General features: G+C 69.2%; 13 protein-coding genes. 2 read left to right on the top strand and 11 right to left on the bottom strand.

Annotated features, from left to right (window positions below; translation table 11 throughout):
* Window positions 1-8: 8 nt before the first annotated feature.
* Both F9C11_RS01415 and F9C11_RS01420 read left to right on the top strand, forming a co-directional pair.
* The gene (locus F9C11_RS01415; protein WP_409183147.1) at window positions 9-1127 is read left to right on the top strand and encodes a DNA glycosylase AlkZ-like family protein; all 1119 of its coding nucleotides are present in this window, start codon (window positions 9-11) and stop codon (window positions 1125-1127) included.
* Between the two features lie 22 nt (window positions 1128-1149).
* Complete coding sequence (locus tag F9C11_RS01420) at window positions 1150-2100, top strand: squalene cyclase (RefSeq protein WP_409183148.1); 951 nt, start codon at window positions 1150-1152, stop codon at window positions 2098-2100.
* Here the strand turns inward: F9C11_RS01420 and F9C11_RS01425 are convergent.
* From F9C11_RS01425 to F9C11_RS01475, 11 genes are all read right to left on the bottom strand, one after another.
* A complete protein-coding gene (locus F9C11_RS01425; protein ID WP_409183149.1) occupies window positions 2097-2711 on the bottom strand; it encodes a formylglycine-generating enzyme family protein in 615 nt (204 codons plus the stop codon). The two genes, F9C11_RS01420 and F9C11_RS01425, sit on opposite strands and share 4 nt — an antisense overlap.
* 10 nt (window positions 2712-2721) lie before the next feature.
* A complete protein-coding gene (locus F9C11_RS01430; RefSeq protein ID WP_409183150.1) occupies window positions 2722-3849 on the bottom strand; it encodes a uroporphyrinogen-III synthase in 1128 nt (375 codons plus the stop codon).
* Complete coding sequence (gene nirD / locus F9C11_RS01435; RefSeq protein ID WP_409183151.1) at window positions 3846-4178, bottom strand: nitrite reductase small subunit NirD; 333 nt, start codon at window positions 4176-4178, stop codon at window positions 3846-3848. Before nirD ends, F9C11_RS01430 begins: the two co-directional genes overlap by 4 nt.
* Window positions 4175-6679, bottom strand: coding sequence for a nitrite reductase large subunit NirB (gene nirB, locus F9C11_RS01440; RefSeq protein WP_409183152.1), 2505 nt, complete (start codon window positions 6677-6679; stop codon window positions 4175-4177). The genes nirD and nirB overlap by 4 nt, the downstream gene beginning before the upstream one ends.
* Before the next feature lies 1 nt (window position 6680).
* Window positions 6681-8018: a nitrate/nitrite transporter gene (locus F9C11_RS01445; RefSeq protein ID WP_409183153.1), complete on the bottom strand. Its 1338-nt coding sequence runs from the start codon at window positions 8016-8018 to the stop codon at window positions 6681-6683.
* Window positions 8019-8044: 26 nt separating this feature from the next.
* On the bottom strand, window positions 8045-9469 hold the full coding sequence (locus F9C11_RS01450; RefSeq protein WP_409183154.1) for an FAD-dependent oxidoreductase: 1425 nt from the start codon (window positions 9467-9469) through the stop codon (window positions 8045-8047).
* Window positions 9466-11502, bottom strand: coding sequence for a molybdopterin oxidoreductase family protein (locus tag F9C11_RS01455; protein ID WP_409183155.1), 2037 nt, complete (start codon window positions 11500-11502; stop codon window positions 9466-9468). Before F9C11_RS01455 ends, F9C11_RS01450 begins: the two co-directional genes overlap by 4 nt.
* A gap of 115 nt (window positions 11503-11617) precedes the next feature.
* Complete coding sequence (locus F9C11_RS01460; protein ID WP_409183156.1) at window positions 11618-12415, bottom strand: TIGR02569 family protein; 798 nt, start codon at window positions 12413-12415, stop codon at window positions 11618-11620.
* Between the two features lie 362 nt (window positions 12416-12777).
* Window positions 12778-13959: an adenylyltransferase/sulfurtransferase MoeZ gene (gene moeZ, locus F9C11_RS01465; protein ID WP_409183157.1), complete on the bottom strand. Its 1182-nt coding sequence runs from the start codon at window positions 13957-13959 to the stop codon at window positions 12778-12780.
* A 98-nt stretch (window positions 13960-14057) separates the two neighbouring features.
* The gene (locus tag F9C11_RS01470; RefSeq protein WP_409183158.1) at window positions 14058-15221 is read right to left on the bottom strand and encodes a DUF3152 domain-containing protein; all 1164 of its coding nucleotides are present in this window, start codon (window positions 15219-15221) and stop codon (window positions 14058-14060) included.
* Between the two features lie 80 nt (window positions 15222-15301).
* Window positions 15302-16288, bottom strand: a complete 987-nt coding sequence (locus F9C11_RS01475) for an alpha/beta fold hydrolase (protein ID WP_409183159.1) — start codon at window positions 16286-16288, stop codon at window positions 15302-15304.
* Between the last annotated feature and the right edge of the window lie 85 nt (window positions 16289-16373).

Below are 16373 nucleotides of genomic sequence, written 5' to 3' on the forward strand. Positions count from 1 at the left end.
AGGCCGGGATGCTGGAGGTGTCACGCGAACAGGCGCTGGCGTACCGGATCGCCGAGCAGGGGCTGCACCGCTCCGTCGCCGATCCGTACGACCTGCCGCTGCTGGACCTGGGGTTGCAGGACAGCATGCGCGACACGGCGTTGCTCTCGCTGGCGGCCCGGATGCCGGATCCGGTCAGGCCGGAGTCTCTTGTGGACGATCCGCGGCTCGCCCTGGTGTGGTCGCACCGGGGCGCGCCGCATTTCCACCGGCGCGTGGATCTGCCGGAATTGACGGCCGCGCTGGTGCCGCTCAACGATCCGGACGCGCTGGCGCGAATGTTGTGGCAGAAGAAAGACATTCAGGCCGCGGACGAGTCCCCTGTGGACATCATTTTCACGACCGCGCGGGCGATTCGCAAAGTAGTCACCAAGCCGATGACCAAGGGCACGGTGAGCGCCGCGATCACGAAGCTGCTGCCGCCCGCGTTCAGCCGGTGGTGCCGTCCCTGCAACGCGACCCATGTGCACGAACAGCTCATGCGCATCGCTTCTCTGCACGGCGGTACGCGGCTCGAAGCCGGGCAGAGTCCGGCGACGCTCGCGCCGCTGGAGGATCGCGGACGGATGTCCACGCGCCCGGTTCCGGCGGCGGTTTCGCGAGTTCTTGAACAGTATTTGCGCTTCAACGGACCCGCGACTCCGGGCGACGCGGCCGGTTTCGTCGGCACTGCGAAAACTTGCCTCAGCGAAACCTGGCCTTCCGCGGTCACCGAGATCAAAGTGGACGGTCGGCGCGCCTTCCTCCCGAATGATCGGTTAACCGCGTTGGAGAACCCGCCCTCGCCGGCCGGAGTACGTCTTCTTCCGCCGCTCGATCCGTACACGCAGGGCCGGGACAAAGCCGTCCTCGTTCCGGATAAAGCACGCGCGAAAGAAGTGTGGAAAATTCTCGGCAGCCCCGGCGCGCTCTTGGTCGACGGCGAGATCCTCGGTACCTGGCGCATGAAGGTCTCCGGCAAACGGCTGGCCTTCACGCTGACCGAATTCGATCCGCTCCGCCGCGCCGACCGCGCAGCCGCCGAGGACGAGGCGGCCCGGGCCGCGTCCGCCCGGGGTTACCAGGACTTTTCCGTGACCTGGGCTTGACCACCGGACTAGAGTTTTCGACGTGCTGAAATGGCTGCTCGACTCAGACCCGACGCTGCGCTGGCAGGTCGAACGGGACTTAGCGGACGCGCTGCCCGAGGTCTGGACGGCCACCCGGCACAAGATCGCGACCGAGGGTTTCGGCGCCCAGCTCCTCGCCCGGCAGGACCCGGACGGACAGTGGGCCGGCGGCGCTTTCTTCCCAGCGCAATTCACGCCCGGCCCCGATACCGGACAACCGTGGACGGCGACCACATGGTCGCTCACCACCCTGCGCGAATGGGGCCTCGATCCGGCGGTGCTGCGCGCCAATCGCACCGCTGAATTGATCGCCGAGAATGCCCGCTGGGAATACCACGATCTGCCGTACTGGGACGGTGAGGTCGACGTCTGCATCAATGCCTGGACGCTCGCGAACGGCGGCTGGCTCGGCGTTGACGTTTCCCGGCTCGCCCACTGGTTCCCCGAGCACCAGATGGCCGACGGCGGGTGGAACTGCGAATGGGTCGACGGATCGAAGCGCTCGTCCTTCCATTCGACGTTGAACGCGCTGAAAGGCTTGCTCGCCTACGACATCGCGACCGGCGGCACCGACGAGACGCACGCCGCCCGCCGAGCCGGCGAGGAGTACTTGCTGGAGCGCCAACTGCTGTACCGCCTTTCGACCGGCGAGCAGGTCGCGTCCTGGGTCGACCACTTCGCGTACCCGGTGCGGTGGCATTACAGCGCGATCAACGCGCTCGAGTACTTCCGCGAAGCCGCCATCGTGGACGACATTCCGCCCGACCCGCGCCTCGCCGACGCGGTGGAACGAGTCCGCGCCGCCCGCCAGCCGGACGGAACCTGGCTGCAGGACGGCCGATTGCCCGGCGACATGTGGTTCGAGGTCGACGTCCCAGCCGGACAGCCCTCGAAATGGCTGACGCTGTACGGCACCCGGATCCTGTCCTGGTGGGACTCCGCACAGTCCTAACCAGACCGTGCGACGCGAAAGCCGACGTCGTCCACCCGGAACGTCGGATGGCTGCGGCGGCGCACGGACACCCGGACGCTCCAGTGCTCATCCGCCCAGCCGCCGCCCTTGAGCACTCGATACTCGCCGTAGACGGCGGGGTCGTAGAGATCCCAGCACCAGTCCCAGGCGTTGCCGAGCAGATCGTAGACACCCCAGGCGTTCGGCCGCTTCTCGCCGGGAGGATGCAGCCGGCCACCGGAGTTTCCTTCATACCAGGCGATCTCGTCCAGCTCGCCGTACCTCGGGCCCTCGGTGCCGGCGCGGCAAGCGTGCTCCCATTCGGCTTCGGTGGACAGCCGGTAGCCGGGCGACGACCGGTCCCACTCCACCTCGTTGCCTTCGACCAGGTACGCGAGCGGCAATCCGTCGCGTTCGGACAGTGTGTTGCAGAACCGCACTGCGTCCAACCAGGACACTTCGACCGCAGGCAGCCCATCACCGCCGTGGTATTCCTCCTGGGTGACCGGGAACGCGCCGAGTTCGAACGCGGGCACGTCGACTGTCCAGCTGCGTTCTGTCCGCCGGTCGGTGAGCGTCACCGTTCCCGGCGGAATCGGGACCATCCGCACCGCACCGAGGCTAGCCCATCGACGCTGGGGTGTCGCCGGGATTCACTGCCAGCCGGTAACCGCGCTTGACCACCGTCTGCACCACGCCGGCGCCGCCGAGAGACGTCCGCAACCGGCCGATCGCCGTCTCCACCGCGTGTGCCTCGCCACCGGACGGTAGCTCGGCGGACAGCTCCCGGCGCGCGACCACCCGGCCAGGCTGGCGTGCGAGAGCACGCAGAAGCGCCATCGGGGCGGGCGCGATCTCACGCCATTCGCCGTCCACCAGCGCGCCGGTGCCGCGGATCTGTAGTACATGCCCGGCGGCACACAGCGTCGGCGAAGCGGCGACCAAGGCGTCGCCGACCGTTCTCGCCAGCGCGCCGATCCGCGACCGTCTTGGTTGGACAGTCGGAATGCCCAGCGAGGCGAGCGGCCCGGCCGCGATCGGGCCGACGCACGCCACGACCACCCGGTTGCTCAACACCTCGATCAACGCACCGAGGCGACCAGTCCGCCGGGCCATCGCGACGGTCGACGCGGCCGCGGGCGCGCTCGTGAACGGCAAAGCATCGATGGTGCCCTCCAGAACCGCGTCCAACAGCCGGTCGAGTGGTCCCGGATCGGCCGGGGCCACCCAGCGGTACACCGGGATCTCGATCACCTCGGCCCCCGCCTGCCGGAGCGTCTCCGCGAAGTACGGCAGCGGCTCACCGTGCAACTGCAGCGCGATCCGCCGTCCGTCCACTCCGGAGTTTGTCAGGTACTGCAGCAGCTCCGCGCTGCTCTCCGAAGCGGGCGAATAGTCCTCCGCCAACCCGGCCGTCCGCACCGCCCCGGCCGCCTTCGGACCGCGAGCCAGCAGCGAAGCGTTCGACAAATGCTCAAGCACCTTTTCGGCCAGACCCCAGCCTTCCGCGGCCTCGATCCAGCCCCGGAAACCAATTCCGGTCGTCGCCACCACGATGTCCACTGGCGACTCCAGCAACCGCATCGTCGCCGCGTGGAGTTCGGTGTCGTCGGCGAGCGGCACGATCCGGATCGCCGGTCCATAACGGACCGCGGCACCCTGGCGCACAAGCAGCGCGCCCAGCTCTTCAGCCCGGCGCGCTGCCGTGATTCCCACCGTGAACCCGGCCAGCGGCCGGACGTCGGTCACGGCGAGCCCACCTCGATCACCCCGTCCCGTACGCGAACCGGATACACCGGCACCGAAACCCCTTCCGCGTCGAGGCACGCACCGGTCACCAGCGAGAACCGTTCTTTGTAGACCGGCGACGCGACCACCGGCTCTCCCCCGGCGTCGCCGACGATCCCGCGCGACAACACGGCCGCCCCGCTGCACGGGTCCCAGTTGGACAGTGCGTACCAGCCGCCAGCGGTGTGGAACACCGCGACCTGCTGGTCGTCGATCAGTGCCGCGGCTCCGCAGAACTCCGGGATGTCCGAGGCCGCGCAAACCGCGGTCCAGGATGAAGTCATGGTCATCGCCGCACCTCCGGAAGTCCCAGCAGCACCGGGATTTTCTGCTCCCGCTCCGCGCGGAACGAGATCGACGGGTCCGGCGTCCCCGGCGCGTTCACGAACGAACTGAACCGCGCCAGCTTGTCCGGGTCCTCCAGCACTCCTCGCCATTCGTCGGTGTAGCCCTCGACGTGTTTCGCCATCGCGGCGTCCAGGTCCTCGCAGATGCCGAGGCTGTCGTCCACGATCACCGCGCGCAAGTGGTCGAGGCCGCCGTCCAGCTCCTCGATCCACGGCGCCGTGCGCTGCAACCGGTCCGCCGTGCGCACGTAGAACATCAGGAACCGGTCGATCGTGCGCACCAGCGTTTCGGTGTCCACATCAGACACCAGCAGTTCCGCGTGCCGCGGCGTCGCTCCGCCGTTGCCGCCGACGTAAAGGTTCCACCCGTGTTCGGTGGCGATCACGCCGAAGTCCTTGCCGCGCGCCTCCGCGCATTCCCGCGCACAACCGGAAACGCCGGCCTTGATTTTGTGCGGCGAGCGCAGTCCGCGATACCGCAGTTCCAGATCGATCGCCAGCCCCACGCTGTCCTGCACGCCATATCGGCACCAGGTCGAGCCGACGCAGGATTTGACCGTCCGCAAGGACTTCCCATACGCGTGTCCGGATTCGAAGCCCGCGTCGACCAGCCGCCGCCAGATGTCCGGCAATTGGTCCACAGTGGCCCCGAACAGGTCGATCCGCTGTCCGCCGGTGATCTTCGTGTACAGCCCGAAATCTTGCGCGACCTGCGCGATCACCATCAGCTTCTCCGGCGTGATCTCGCCGCCGGGAATCCGCGGCACCACCGAATAACTGCCGTTGCGCTGCATGTTCGCGAGGAACCGGTCATTCGTGTCCTGCAGCGCGGCCTGTTCGCCGGCGAGAATGTGCCCGTTGCCGAGCGTCGCCAGAATCGACGCCACCGCGGGCTTGCACACCGCGCAACCGGTCCCGGTGCCATACCGGCTGATCAGCTCGCTGAACGTGGTGATCCGCGTCGCCTGGATGATCTCGAACAGCTCCGCGCGAGACTGCGTGAAGTGCTCGCACAGCGCCTTCGACTGCTCGACCCCGCACGCGTTCAGCAGCTTCGCCAGCATCGGCACACACGAACCACAGGACGTCCCCGCCCGCGTGCACGCCTTCAACTTGCCGACCGAATCGCAGCCGTCCTCGGTGATCGCCCGGGTCAGCGTGCCCTTGGAAACCCCGTTGCAGGAACAGACCTGCGCCTCGTCCGGCAACGCGTCGACGCCCACCGCCGCACCGCCGCCAGCTGGGGCGAGCAACGCACCCGGGTCAGCCGGCAACGGACGGCCGACCAGCGCCCGCAGCGTGTTGTACTCCGCGGCGTCGCCGACCAGGACCCCGCCGAGCAGCGTCCGGCCGTCGTCGGTGACCACGAGCTTCTTGTACGTCCCGGCGACGGCGTCGTTCACCGCTACTTCCAGCGATCCTTCGGTGGCCGCGTGCGCGTCGCCGAAACTGGCGACGTCCACGCCCATCAGCTTCAGCTTCGTCGCGGTGTCCGGTTCGGGGAAGCTCGCCGTCGTGCCGGTGAGCTGCGCCGCGACCACCTCCGCCATCGCGTAGCCCGGCGCGACGATGCCGTACACCCGGCCTTCGACCGCCGCGCACTCGCCGATCGCGTAGACCGACGGGTCGGCAGTCCGGCACGTCGCGTCGACCAGCACGCCGCCGCGCTCGCCAACGTCCAAACCGGACTCCCGGGCCAAGTCGTCCCTCGGCCGCACCCCGGCGGAGAAGACCACCAGGTCGACGTCCAGCTCCGTGCCGTTGCCCAGCCGAGCCAGCAACCGCGAACCGTCGGCCTCGATCGCGTCCGTCGAGGTTCCGGTGTGGACGGTCACGTCCAGGTTCGTGATCAGCCGCCGCAAAAGCCCGCCGCCGCCGTCATCGACCTGCAACGGCATCAGCCGCGGTGCCATCTCCACGACGTGCGGCGACAAACCCATGTCCCGCAAGGCCTTCGCGGCTTCCAAGCCGAGCAGGCCGCCGCCGATCACCACCGCGGCTCGACGGCCGCGTCCTTGTCGCTGGGCCGCGGCCCGGATCGCGTCGAGGTCTTCGATCGTCCGGTACACGAACACACCCGGCAGATCCCGGCCCGGCACCGGCGGGACGAACGGACGAGAACCGGTCGCCAGCACCAGCGAGTCATACGGCTCAACGTGTCCGGAAGCCGTCGTCACCGTCTTGGCGGCGCGATCCACCGACACGACGACTTCGCCTAGCCGAAGGTCGACCGCGTCATCGCCGGCGTAATCCGAGCCCGGCAACGCCAGCGCGGCCGGATCCCAGCTGTCCACATAGGAAGTCAGCGCGACCCGGTCGTAAGCGGGACGGTTTTCCTCGCCGAAGACGACGACCCGCCACTCGCCCGCCGAGTCTGCCGCGCGAAGTGCCTCCACGAACCGGTGCGCGACCATTCCGTGCCCGGCAACCACCACTGTAGGCATTTCAGACCTCCGCTCCTGCCAACGCCACCTGCGCGCGCACCGCCGGCTTGCGCAGATAGCCGAACCACGTCACACCCACGCACACCGCGTAGAAGACCAGGAATCCGATGAACGCCGGGACTCCGCTGTGCGCGGCGGCGAACGACTGCCGGAAAGCGAGGTTGATGAACAACCCGCCCAGCGCGCCGATCGCGCCGGCCAGCCCGATCAACGCCCCGGAAAGCCGCCGGGCGTTGCGCAATTCCGTCGCCTCGTCCGCACCGGCCTGAATCGCCGCGCGCGCCTTCACCTGGAAAATCGCCGGGATCATCTTGTAGGTCGACCCATTGCCGATTCCGGTGAGCACGAACAGAACGATGAACGCGGCGGTGAACGTCGCCAGCGAGTTCGTCGAGGAAGCCAGCACCAGCACCACGGTCGCCAGCGCCATCGCACCGAAGGTCGCGAAGGTGACCCGTCCGCCGCCGATGCGGTCCGACAGCCATCCGCCGATCGGCCGCGACAGCGAACCCAGCAGCGGACCGAGGAAGGTCACCGCGGCGGCCTGCAACGGGGTTCGGCCGAACTGGTTCTGCAGCACCAAACCGAAGGCGAAGCTGTAGCCGATGAAGGAACCGAACGTGCCGACGTACAACAGCGACATCACCCAGGTGTGTCCATAACGGACTACCTCGCGCATTGCTTTGGTGTCCCCGCGAACACTGGCCAAGTTGTCCATGAACAGCGCGGCGCACGTCGCGGCGATGACGATCAGCGGAAGGTAGATGTAAAGCACCAGACGCGGCGCAGTGGCACCCGCGGTACCGATGACGAGCAGGCCGACAAGCTGAATCACCGCGACCCCGAGGTTTCCGCCACCGGCGTTCAACCCGAGTGCCCAGCCCTTGTGCCGCTCTGGATAAAAGGTGTTGATGTTCGCCATCGACGACGCGAAATTGCCGCCGCCGACGCCGCCAAGCGCGGCCATCACCACGAACGTGCCGAGCGAGGTGCCCGGGTGCAGCACGATGGCGGTCAGCACCGTCGGAATGAGCAACAGCACCGCGCTGATGACTGTCCAATTGCGACCGCCGAACCGCGCGACCGCGAAGGTATACGGGATCCGCATGATCGCGCCGACCACCGTCGGCGTGGAGACGAGCAGGAACTTGTCCGCCGCGCTGAACCCGTAGGCCGGGCCCATGAACAGCACCACGACCGACCACAGGGTCCAGATCGAGAAGCCGATGTGCTCGGAAAACACGGAAAACCACAGATTGCGCCGGGCGACTCGCTTGCCGGTCGTCTCCCAGAACTCGTCGTCCTCGGGATCCCAGTGCTCGATCCAACGGCGGGTCATGGCGTCCTCCTCGTTACCGGGGGCGGTCATTGCGCGGCCAGCCAGTCCGCGACCGCGCCGACCGTGTCGCGGCAGCTGCCGCATCCGGTGGTCGCGCGGGTGGTGCGGGCGAGTGCGGCAGCGTCGGTGGCGCCACCCCGCCAGGCTTCGATCAGCCGGCCTTTGGTCACCGCGTTGCAGCGGCAGATCACTGTGGACGAAGGAAGATCGGCCGGGCTCGCCGCCGTTGGCGCGCCCGCGGGCAACGCACGGCCGAGCAGCACCGCGAGCCGGTCTTCGGGCACCGGGGTGCCCCGGTCGTGCAGTTGTGTCACGGTCGCCGCCGCGTCCGGCAGGCCAAGCAGGATCGCGCCGGTCACGCGGTCGCCGCGGACGACGAGCTTGCCGTACCGTCCGCCGGACGGATCGTCGAAGGTCACGACCTCGGCGGCGGCATCGTCGCTGGTCACCTGCGTTTCGCCGAGCGCGGCGAGATCGATGTCGCGGGCTTTGAGCCGGGTCACCGTGCGTGTCCCGCGATAGCGCGCGGTGGCGTCCGCGCCGGTGAGCAGATCGGCGAGCACGGTGGCCTGTTCCCACGCCGGTTGCACCAATCCCGCCGGCGCGCCCGGGTGCCGAGCGCAGTCGCCCAGCGCGTGGATCCGGCCGTCGCTGGTCCGGAGCAGGTCGTCCACCAGGATTCCCCGGTCCACCGCGAGCCCGGCGGCTTCGGCGAGCGACGTCTCCGGCCGCACCCCGGCCGCGACGACCACGAGGTCTGCCGGAACGAAGCTTCCGTCGTCGAGTTTGAGGCCGTCGCCGGGAAGATGCCGAGCGGCCGTCACCTCGAACCGGAACGTCACGCCCAGCTCCGCCAACCGGCGCGCCAGCACTCGGCCCGCGCCGGAATCCAGCTGCCGCTCCAGCACGTGCGGCTGCGGATGCACCACCGTCACGTTCGCGCCGCGACCGGCCAGCCCTCGCGCGGCCTCCAAACCGAGCAGCCCGCCGCCGAGCACCGCGACCGGCGCACCCGGACGTGCCGCGTCCACGATGCGCGCGCAGTCGTCCAGAGTGCGGAACGCGACGACCTCCGGCCCGAGTTCGAGCCCTTCGACCGGCGGCAGCCAAGGTGCGGCTCCGGTCGCGAGAACGACTGCGTCGTAAGGGAATTCTTCGGTTTCCGTGCCGACCACCCGGCGCGCTGGATCGATTCGCACCACCCGCGTGCCGAGCCGAAGATCGACCCGTGCTTGGGCGGCCCACCCGGAATCGTGCAGCCGCACCGTGTCCGGGCTCATCCCGCCAGCGACCACAGTGGACAGCAGCACCCGGTTGTACGCCGGATGCGGCTCCTCGCCGAGCACGGTCAGCCGCACCCGGTCGCCTTCCGGATCGCGCCGCCGGATCTCGTCCGCCAGCCGGGCCCCGGCCATCCCGTACCCGATGATGACGACGTTTCGCGCGCTCATGCTTCCGCCCTCGCCAACGACACCGCGCACACCTTGAACTCCGGCATCCGGCTCACCGGGTCGAGCGCCGGATTGGTCACCAGATTCGCCCGCGCCGCACCGGGAAAGTGGAACGGCATAAAGACGAGATCAGCCCGCATCGACGGCACGCACCGCACTCGCGCGACGGTTTCGCCGCGCCGCGACCGCACCACCGCGCGGTCCCCGTCGGCCAGTCCGGACCGCGCCGCGGTATCGGGATGCACCTCGACGAACACCTCCGGCACCACCGCCGTCAGTTCCGCGATCCGCCGCGTCTGCGCACCGGATTGATAGTGCTGCAACACCCGGCCGGTCGTGGCCTGCAACGGAAACACCTCGTCCGGAAGTTCGGCCGGTCCACTGTGGTCAACCTCGGCGAACCGCGCCCGTCCGTCCGGATGCGCGAATCCGTCGAGGAACATTTGCGGCGTACCCGGGTGCGTTTCGTCCGGAACCGGCCAGTGCAACGCTTCCCCGGATCGCAGCCGTTGATAGGTCACGCCGGAGTAGTCCGCGGCTCCGCCTTTCGACGCGACACGCAGCTCCTCGAAGACCTCCGCCGCATCGTCGGGAAACTTCTCGGCCGGCTGTCCAATTCGGACCGCGAGACCCCGCAACAGCGACAGATCGCTGTGCACCCCGTCCGGCGGTTCAATCGACCGTTGCCGCATCAGGACCCGGCCTTCGAGGTTGGTCAACGTGCCTTCCTCTTCGGCCCATTGCGGAACCGGGAAAACCACGTCGGCCAGCTCCGCGGTCTCGGACAGGACGAAGTCCGCCACCACGAGAAGATCCAGTGCGGCCAACCGGTCCTGCACCCGGGACGAGCGCGGGGCCGACACCACCGGATTGCTGCCAAACACCAGCAACGCCTTGATCGAATCGCCCAGCGCGTCGAGCAGCTCGACCGCCGAACGTCCCGGACCCGGCAGACTTTCCGCCGGCACGCCCCAGACCTTCGCGACGTACTCCCGTGCCGCCGGGTCGTCGATCTTGCGGTAACCCGGCAGCTGATCCGCCTTCTGGCCGTGCTCGCGTCCGCCCTGACCGTTGCCCTGTCCGGTCAGACAGCCGAAGCCAGACCCCGCCCGGCCGGGCAGTCCCAGCGCCAGCGCGAGATTGATCCACCCGCCGACCGTCGCGGTGCCGGACGCGTGCTGCTCGGTCCCGCGCCCGGTCAGCACATAGGCGTTGCCTGCCCGGGCCAGCATCTCCGCCGCCCGGCGCTGATCGGCCGCGGAGACCCCGGTCACCCGCTCGGCTCGTTCCGGCCACCAGGTCGCGGCGATGCGCCACATCTCGTCGAACCCGGAGGTCCGAAGATCCACATAGGACTTGTCGAGGTGCCCCTCGGCAACCACCGCGTGCAGAATTCCCAGCGCCAGGGCAAGATCCGTTCCCGGAGCCGGGGCGAGGTGCAACGCGGCGCGCTCGGCGGTCGGCGTGCGGCGCGGGTCGGCCACGATCAGTTCCGCGCTGTCCAGATGCTGCATGAACGGCGGCATCGTCTCGGCCGGGTTCGCTCCGGCGAGCAGGACGACGTCCGCGTTCGCGAGATCGGTGACCGGGAACGGAAGTCCGCGATCGACCCCGAACGCGCGCATCCCGGCCGCCGCGGCGGAGGACATGCAGAACCGGCCGTTGTAGTCGATTTGCGACGTTCCGAGCGCGACTCGGGCGAATTTCCCGAGCAGGTAAGCCTTTTCGTTCGTGAGACCGCCACCGCCGAACACGGCGACCGAGTCCGCCCCGTGGTCCCGGCGCGAGGCGAGCAGCCGATCCGCGACGAAATCCAGCGCCTCGTCCCAGGAAATCGGCTGGAGTTCACCGTCTCGGCGAAGCAGCGGCGAGGTCAGCCGGGCACCGGATCGCAGCAGCGAACCGGCGGTCCAGCCTTTCTGGCACAGGCCGCCCGCGTTGACCGGGAAATCCCTTGGGGTGACCCGGGTCTCGTCCAGGCGCATCCCGCACTGCAGAGCGCAGTACGGGCAATGTGTGTCGACGTGCGGCACAGGCGCTCCTCGAGTCGGCGATGACCCGACGGTAAGGACGCCGTGTTACCTCAAAGCGCCGGAATGTTTCAGGCAGTTGACATTGCCCGCCGTCACAGCGGGAGTGCGCGGTGAGTCAGAGGATCGCGCTGACCTCACGGGCCGCGGCGCGCAGGCCGTCCAGTGCGGCGTTCGTGGACTTGGGGTCCAGTGCGTGGGAGGCGAGGCGGAAGAGGATCGCGCGCAGCAGGAGCTGGGGCCATTCCGGAAGGTGGGCCCAGCGTTCCAGCAGGGCTCCGGTGGCTCCGCCCCAGCTCAGGGAGTCGACCGCGGCGATCGCCGCGCCCCATTCGCCGGGGCGGTAGTACGGGACGAAATCGACTACGCCGGGGGCCGCCTCGCCGTCGAAGAGCAGCCCGGCGAGGAGTTCGCCGTGGGCGACCTGGTGCGGGAGCTTGATTGGGCGGCGGGCCGGGGCGAGGATTTCGAACCAGCGGCCGCCTTTTTCCTCGGGGAGGGGGCGGTCTTGTTCTTCCCAGGCGATGCGGTCGGCTATCGCGTCGCGGTCGTCCCGGGAGGAGAGGAAGTCCGGGCGGGGCAGGTCCGCGGTGGCGCGGTGCAGCCGGACCGCGGCCAGGACGGATTCGTCGCAGCGGTGTTCGGTCGTTCCGGGGAGGTAGCGCCAGGCGGACCAGTCGCCGACGATCCAGCGGCCGTCCCGGGAGCGGATCGGCTTGGAGATGCGGAGGCCGGGGTCCTCGGCGAAGTCCAGGGCTCGGGCGGTCCAGAGGGCTTGGGAGCGGTCGGTTACGCGTTTGAAGACCACTTCTCCGGCGTGCCAGGTTTCGGAGTCCGGGAGGAGGGTGACGGCGTCGGCGTCGCTGCCGAACGCGGAGCAGACGCGGTTGGAGGGACGTTCGAGGGTTGACCGCACAAAGGGGGAGGTTACCCCGGTGGGGGGTGGGGGATGGGGAGACGCGCTGGTCGGGGGTTGGGGTCGGCTCGTCGCCTGGCGGCGACATTGCTATTGATGGGTTGCGTGGGGCACCCCGAAGCTTGATTGTGCTGACGGTTCGGGGGTGCTTGTCAAGGCGGGAAAGATGCCTTGACAAGCACCCCCGAACCGCAGGGAGGCTTCGTATCGGGGTGCGGGGGAGGGGCTGGGTGCCTCGATGTTTGGGTGCATCGGCGGCGGTTTTAGGGGCGTGAAGGCGGCCCTGACGGGCCTTGAAAGCCGTGAAGGGCTCCTTGAGGGGAGGTGTGTCCCTCTAGGAGCCCTTCACGGACTGCTGGTGCTCAGTAGGTCGGCAGGCTTGGGTCGATCTGCCTGGCCCAGGCCAGGACGCCGCCGCCCAGGTGGGTGGCGTCCTTGAACCCGGCCGCGTGCAGGGCTGCCAGTGCTTCTGCCGAGCGGGCGCCGGACTTGCAGTGCAGGACGATGGGCTTGTCTTGCGGCAGTTCCGCCAGTGCCTCGCCGGAGAGGATTCGGTCCTTCGGGATCAGCGTGGCGCCCTTGATGTTCACGATCTCGTACTCGTGCGGTTCGCGGACGTCGATCAGGGCGAAGTCCTCGCCGGAGTCGAACTTCGCCTTGAGTTCCGCCGGGGTGATGGTGCTGCCGGAGGCGGCCGAGGCGGCCTCGTCCGACACGACGCCGCAGAAGGCTTCGTAGTCGATCAGTTCGGTGATCTTCGGGGTTTCCGGGTCCTTGCGGATCTTGACCTCGCGGTACTTCATCTCCAGCGCGTCATAGGAGATCAACCGCCCCAGCAGGGGCTCTCCGATGCCGGTGATGAGCTTGATCGCCTCGGTCACCATGATCGAGCCGATCGACGCGCACAGCACGCCCAGCACGCCGCCTTCGGCGCAGGACGGGACCATGCCCGGCGGCGGCGGCTCGGGGTACAGATCCCGGTAGTTGAGACCCTTGCCGTTCGGGGCGTCCTCCCAGAAGACGCTCACCTGGCCTTCGAACCGGAAGATCGAACCCCACACGTACGGCTTGCCGAGCAGCACCGCCGCGTCGTTGACCAGGTAGCGGGTGGCGAAGTTGTCCGTGCCGTCGAGGATCAGGTCGTACTGGGCGAAGATCTCCAGCGCGTTCGCCGATTCGAGCCGCTCGGTGTGCAGGTGCACCTTGACCAGCGGGTTGATCTCGGCGATGGACTCCTGCGCCGACGCGGCCTTGAGCTTGCCGACGTCGGACTGGCCGTGGATCACCTGGCGCTGCAGGTTGGATTCGTCGACGACGTCGAAGTCGATGATGCCGAGCGTGCCCACGCCGGCCGCCGCCAGGTACAGCAGCGCCGGGCTTCCCAGGCCGCCCGCACCGATGACCAGGACCTTCGCGTTCTTCAACCGCTTCTGCCCGACCACCCCGACGTCCGGGATGATCAGGTGACGGCTGTACCGGGCCACCTCTTCCTTGGTGAGCTCGGCTGCCGGCTCGACGAGCGGCGGCAGTGCCGTGTCTGACATCGGGTCCTCCATACTCGCGCGGGTCGCGTAGTCGATCCCAGTATGTTCAACGCCCGCCCGCAAGGGACACTTCCCTGCTCTCAGATCGTGGGACGTTGTTACTGGCCCGGCGGAGTCGGGTTCGGCCACGCGTTCGGCTTGCACACGCGGTGGTCCGCGGCGACCTTGCCCTTGTCGCCGCCCGGGATGTTGTTGAGCATCGCGACGTAGTCGTCGGCCACGCCGAACGACTGCTGCATCATCACCGGCGCCGGCTGGTCGTTTCCCGGGCAGCCCACGTGATTGTTGCCCAGCGCGTGCCCGACCTCGTGGTTGATCGCGTACTGCCGGTACCCCGTCATGTCCGAGCCGTAGACCTTCGCGCCGCGCACCCAGCGCGACAAGTTGATCAGCACCCGGCCCATGCTGCGCCGGTAGCACGACGCCTCGAACTTGATCTGGAACCCGCACGCGTCCGGCCGGTGCGTGGTGTCCGGCGTGGTGAGGCTCACCCGGAAGCTCGGGTTCGGATAGCTCGAGTCGACCCGCTGCAACCGGATCTCGCCGTTCCAGGTCCAGCTGCGCGGATCGGACAAAATGCCCTGCACCGCGGTCCCGAAGCTGTCGTCGCCAGCGTAGCTCGCCGGATCGATGCCGTCCTCGACCTCGACGGTGTAGGTGTAGAGCTTCCCGCTCTTGCCCACGACGTCGCCGGACCCCGGCACGACGTGCCAGGTGCCCTTGCCCGACTGTGTGAACGGGCCACCGCTCGGCAGATCCGCGGTCGGCACGTTGAGGTTCACCGGCTGCGCCGGGTTCTCCGGAATGCCGCCCGCCCCGTCGATCGCGCCCGAGGACGTGTCGCCCGACGCGACCTCGCCTCCGCTGCCGGCCAGGCCCGCGTCAGAGGGGCCGGAGGCGGTGTTGACCGCGACCAGCACGGTGATCACCGCCAGGATCGGCAGCGCGTACACCCGCCAGCCGTACGTCTTCACGAACCGGGCGAACGGCGTCTGCTTCTTCTTCGGAGCGGGGCGCTTCTCGGAACCGCCGTCCTTGGGTTTCCAGGCGGCGGCGAGCGGCTCCGCGCTGGTGCGCCTGCCGCCCGGCCGGTACCGGTCGTCGCCGACGCGCTGGGCCGGTTTCCGCGCGGGCCGGTACTGGCCGACGCGCGGCGAATCAGCCTCCGGATCGCCGGACCCGGAAGCCCCGGAACGCCGGGCCGACCCGGCGGTCGGGCCCCGCCGGTCCTTCGCTCGCGCGTCCTGCTTCAGCCGGTCCACCGACCCAGGGTGCCACACGGCGACGACGTTCCCGGCAGCGACTGGCGGGCTCCCCGGCGATCCGCGGTCCCCCGTTCGGGCTACCAGGAGCCGTCGTCCGCGCCCTCCCACAGACCCAGCACGGCCCGCGCGACCGCCTGCGGACGCTCCATCTGCGCAACGTGTCCGGTGCGCGGGAGGACCAGCATCCGGGCGCGCGGAATCGCCCGCGCGGTCCGCAGCGCGCGCTTGACCGAGATCACCCGGTCGTGGAGTCCCCAGACGACCAGCGTCGGGGCCTGGACCTGTTTGGCGACCGACCACAGCGACGCGGCGCCGAGCGCGGTCCAGCGCCGGAAGATGCCGAACGTGCTCCGTTCCATCGCGGCCAGCGCCCACGGGAACCCGGCGCGCGCGGCGTGCTCCTCGACCAGTTCGTCGAGCCGGGCGTCCGGGAACCGCGACGGATCGTGGAAGCACAGCTTGATGACCTGCGCGGCGCGTTCGCGGGGGGTCATCCCGGCCATCCGGCGGCGCACCCTCGCCCCGACCACCGGCAGGTAGGCCAGCGCCATCAGCGGATCGGACAGCCGGCGCGGGTCCGGGCGGCGGTCCGGCATCGCCGGGGAAATCAGGGTGAGAGTTCTCACGAGCTCCGGCCGCCGCGCCGCGACCAGCAGCGAGATCGCGCCGCCCATCGAGTTGCCGAGCAGGTGCACCGGCTTCCCGATCCGCTCCAGCCGGCCCGCGATGACCTCGGCGTGGTCGTCGAGGCTGTACGCGAACCCCTCCGCGGGCTCCGAATAACCGAATCCGGGCAGGTCAACAGCCTGTCCGGACGCGGTCGGGGCGAGCAGCGCGGCGAGGTCGGTCCAGTTCGTGGACGAGCCGCCGAGCCCGTGCACGTACACCGCGGGCGTGCCGTCCGGACCGGGCGTGTGCCGGACGTGGAGGCCGTCTTCGACCGTTCCCGGCCAAGCCGGCAGCGCCCCGTCGAGCGGCGGAAGGGGCGTAGTCGACAATGGCACCTGGGTCACCGGCGGGCGGACCGTCCCCGCGGCGGCGGGGCGGGAGGTCGTGGTCGTCACCAGTCCAGGATGCCTCACCCTTGGCATTTCGGGCGTACCCACGAGTAATGTCAGATTCACTTCACGCGGTGGTGAACCCGCCCGG

The sequence above is a fragment of the Amycolatopsis sp. VS8301801F10 genome (assembly GCF_046195355.1).
GTDB lineage: Bacteria > Actinomycetota > Actinomycetes > Mycobacteriales > Pseudonocardiaceae > Amycolatopsis.

What these genes read in the sequence shown, in the direction of transcription:
- F9C11_RS01415 (WP_409183147.1), top strand. Translation starts at nt 9, where the DNA reads ATGCTGGAGGTGTCACGCGAACAGGCGCTGGCGTACCGGATCGCCGAG.
- F9C11_RS01450 (WP_409183154.1), bottom strand. Translation starts at nt 9,469, where the DNA reads ATGAGCGCGCGAAACGTCGTCATCATCGGGTACGGGATGGCCGGGGCC.
- moeZ (WP_409183157.1), bottom strand. Translation starts at nt 13,959, where the DNA reads ATGTCAGACACGGCACTGCCGCCGCTCGTCGAGCCGGCAGCCGAGCTC.
- F9C11_RS01445 (WP_409183153.1), bottom strand. Translation starts at nt 8,018, where the DNA reads ATGACCCGCCGTTGGATCGAGCACTGGGATCCCGAGGACGACGAGTTC.
- nirD (WP_409183151.1), bottom strand. Translation starts at nt 4,178, where the DNA reads ATGACCATGACTTCATCCTGGACCGCGGTTTGCGCGGCCTCGGACATC.
- nirB (WP_409183152.1), bottom strand. Translation starts at nt 6,679, where the DNA reads ATGCCTACAGTGGTGGTTGCCGGGCACGGAATGGTCGCGCACCGGTTC.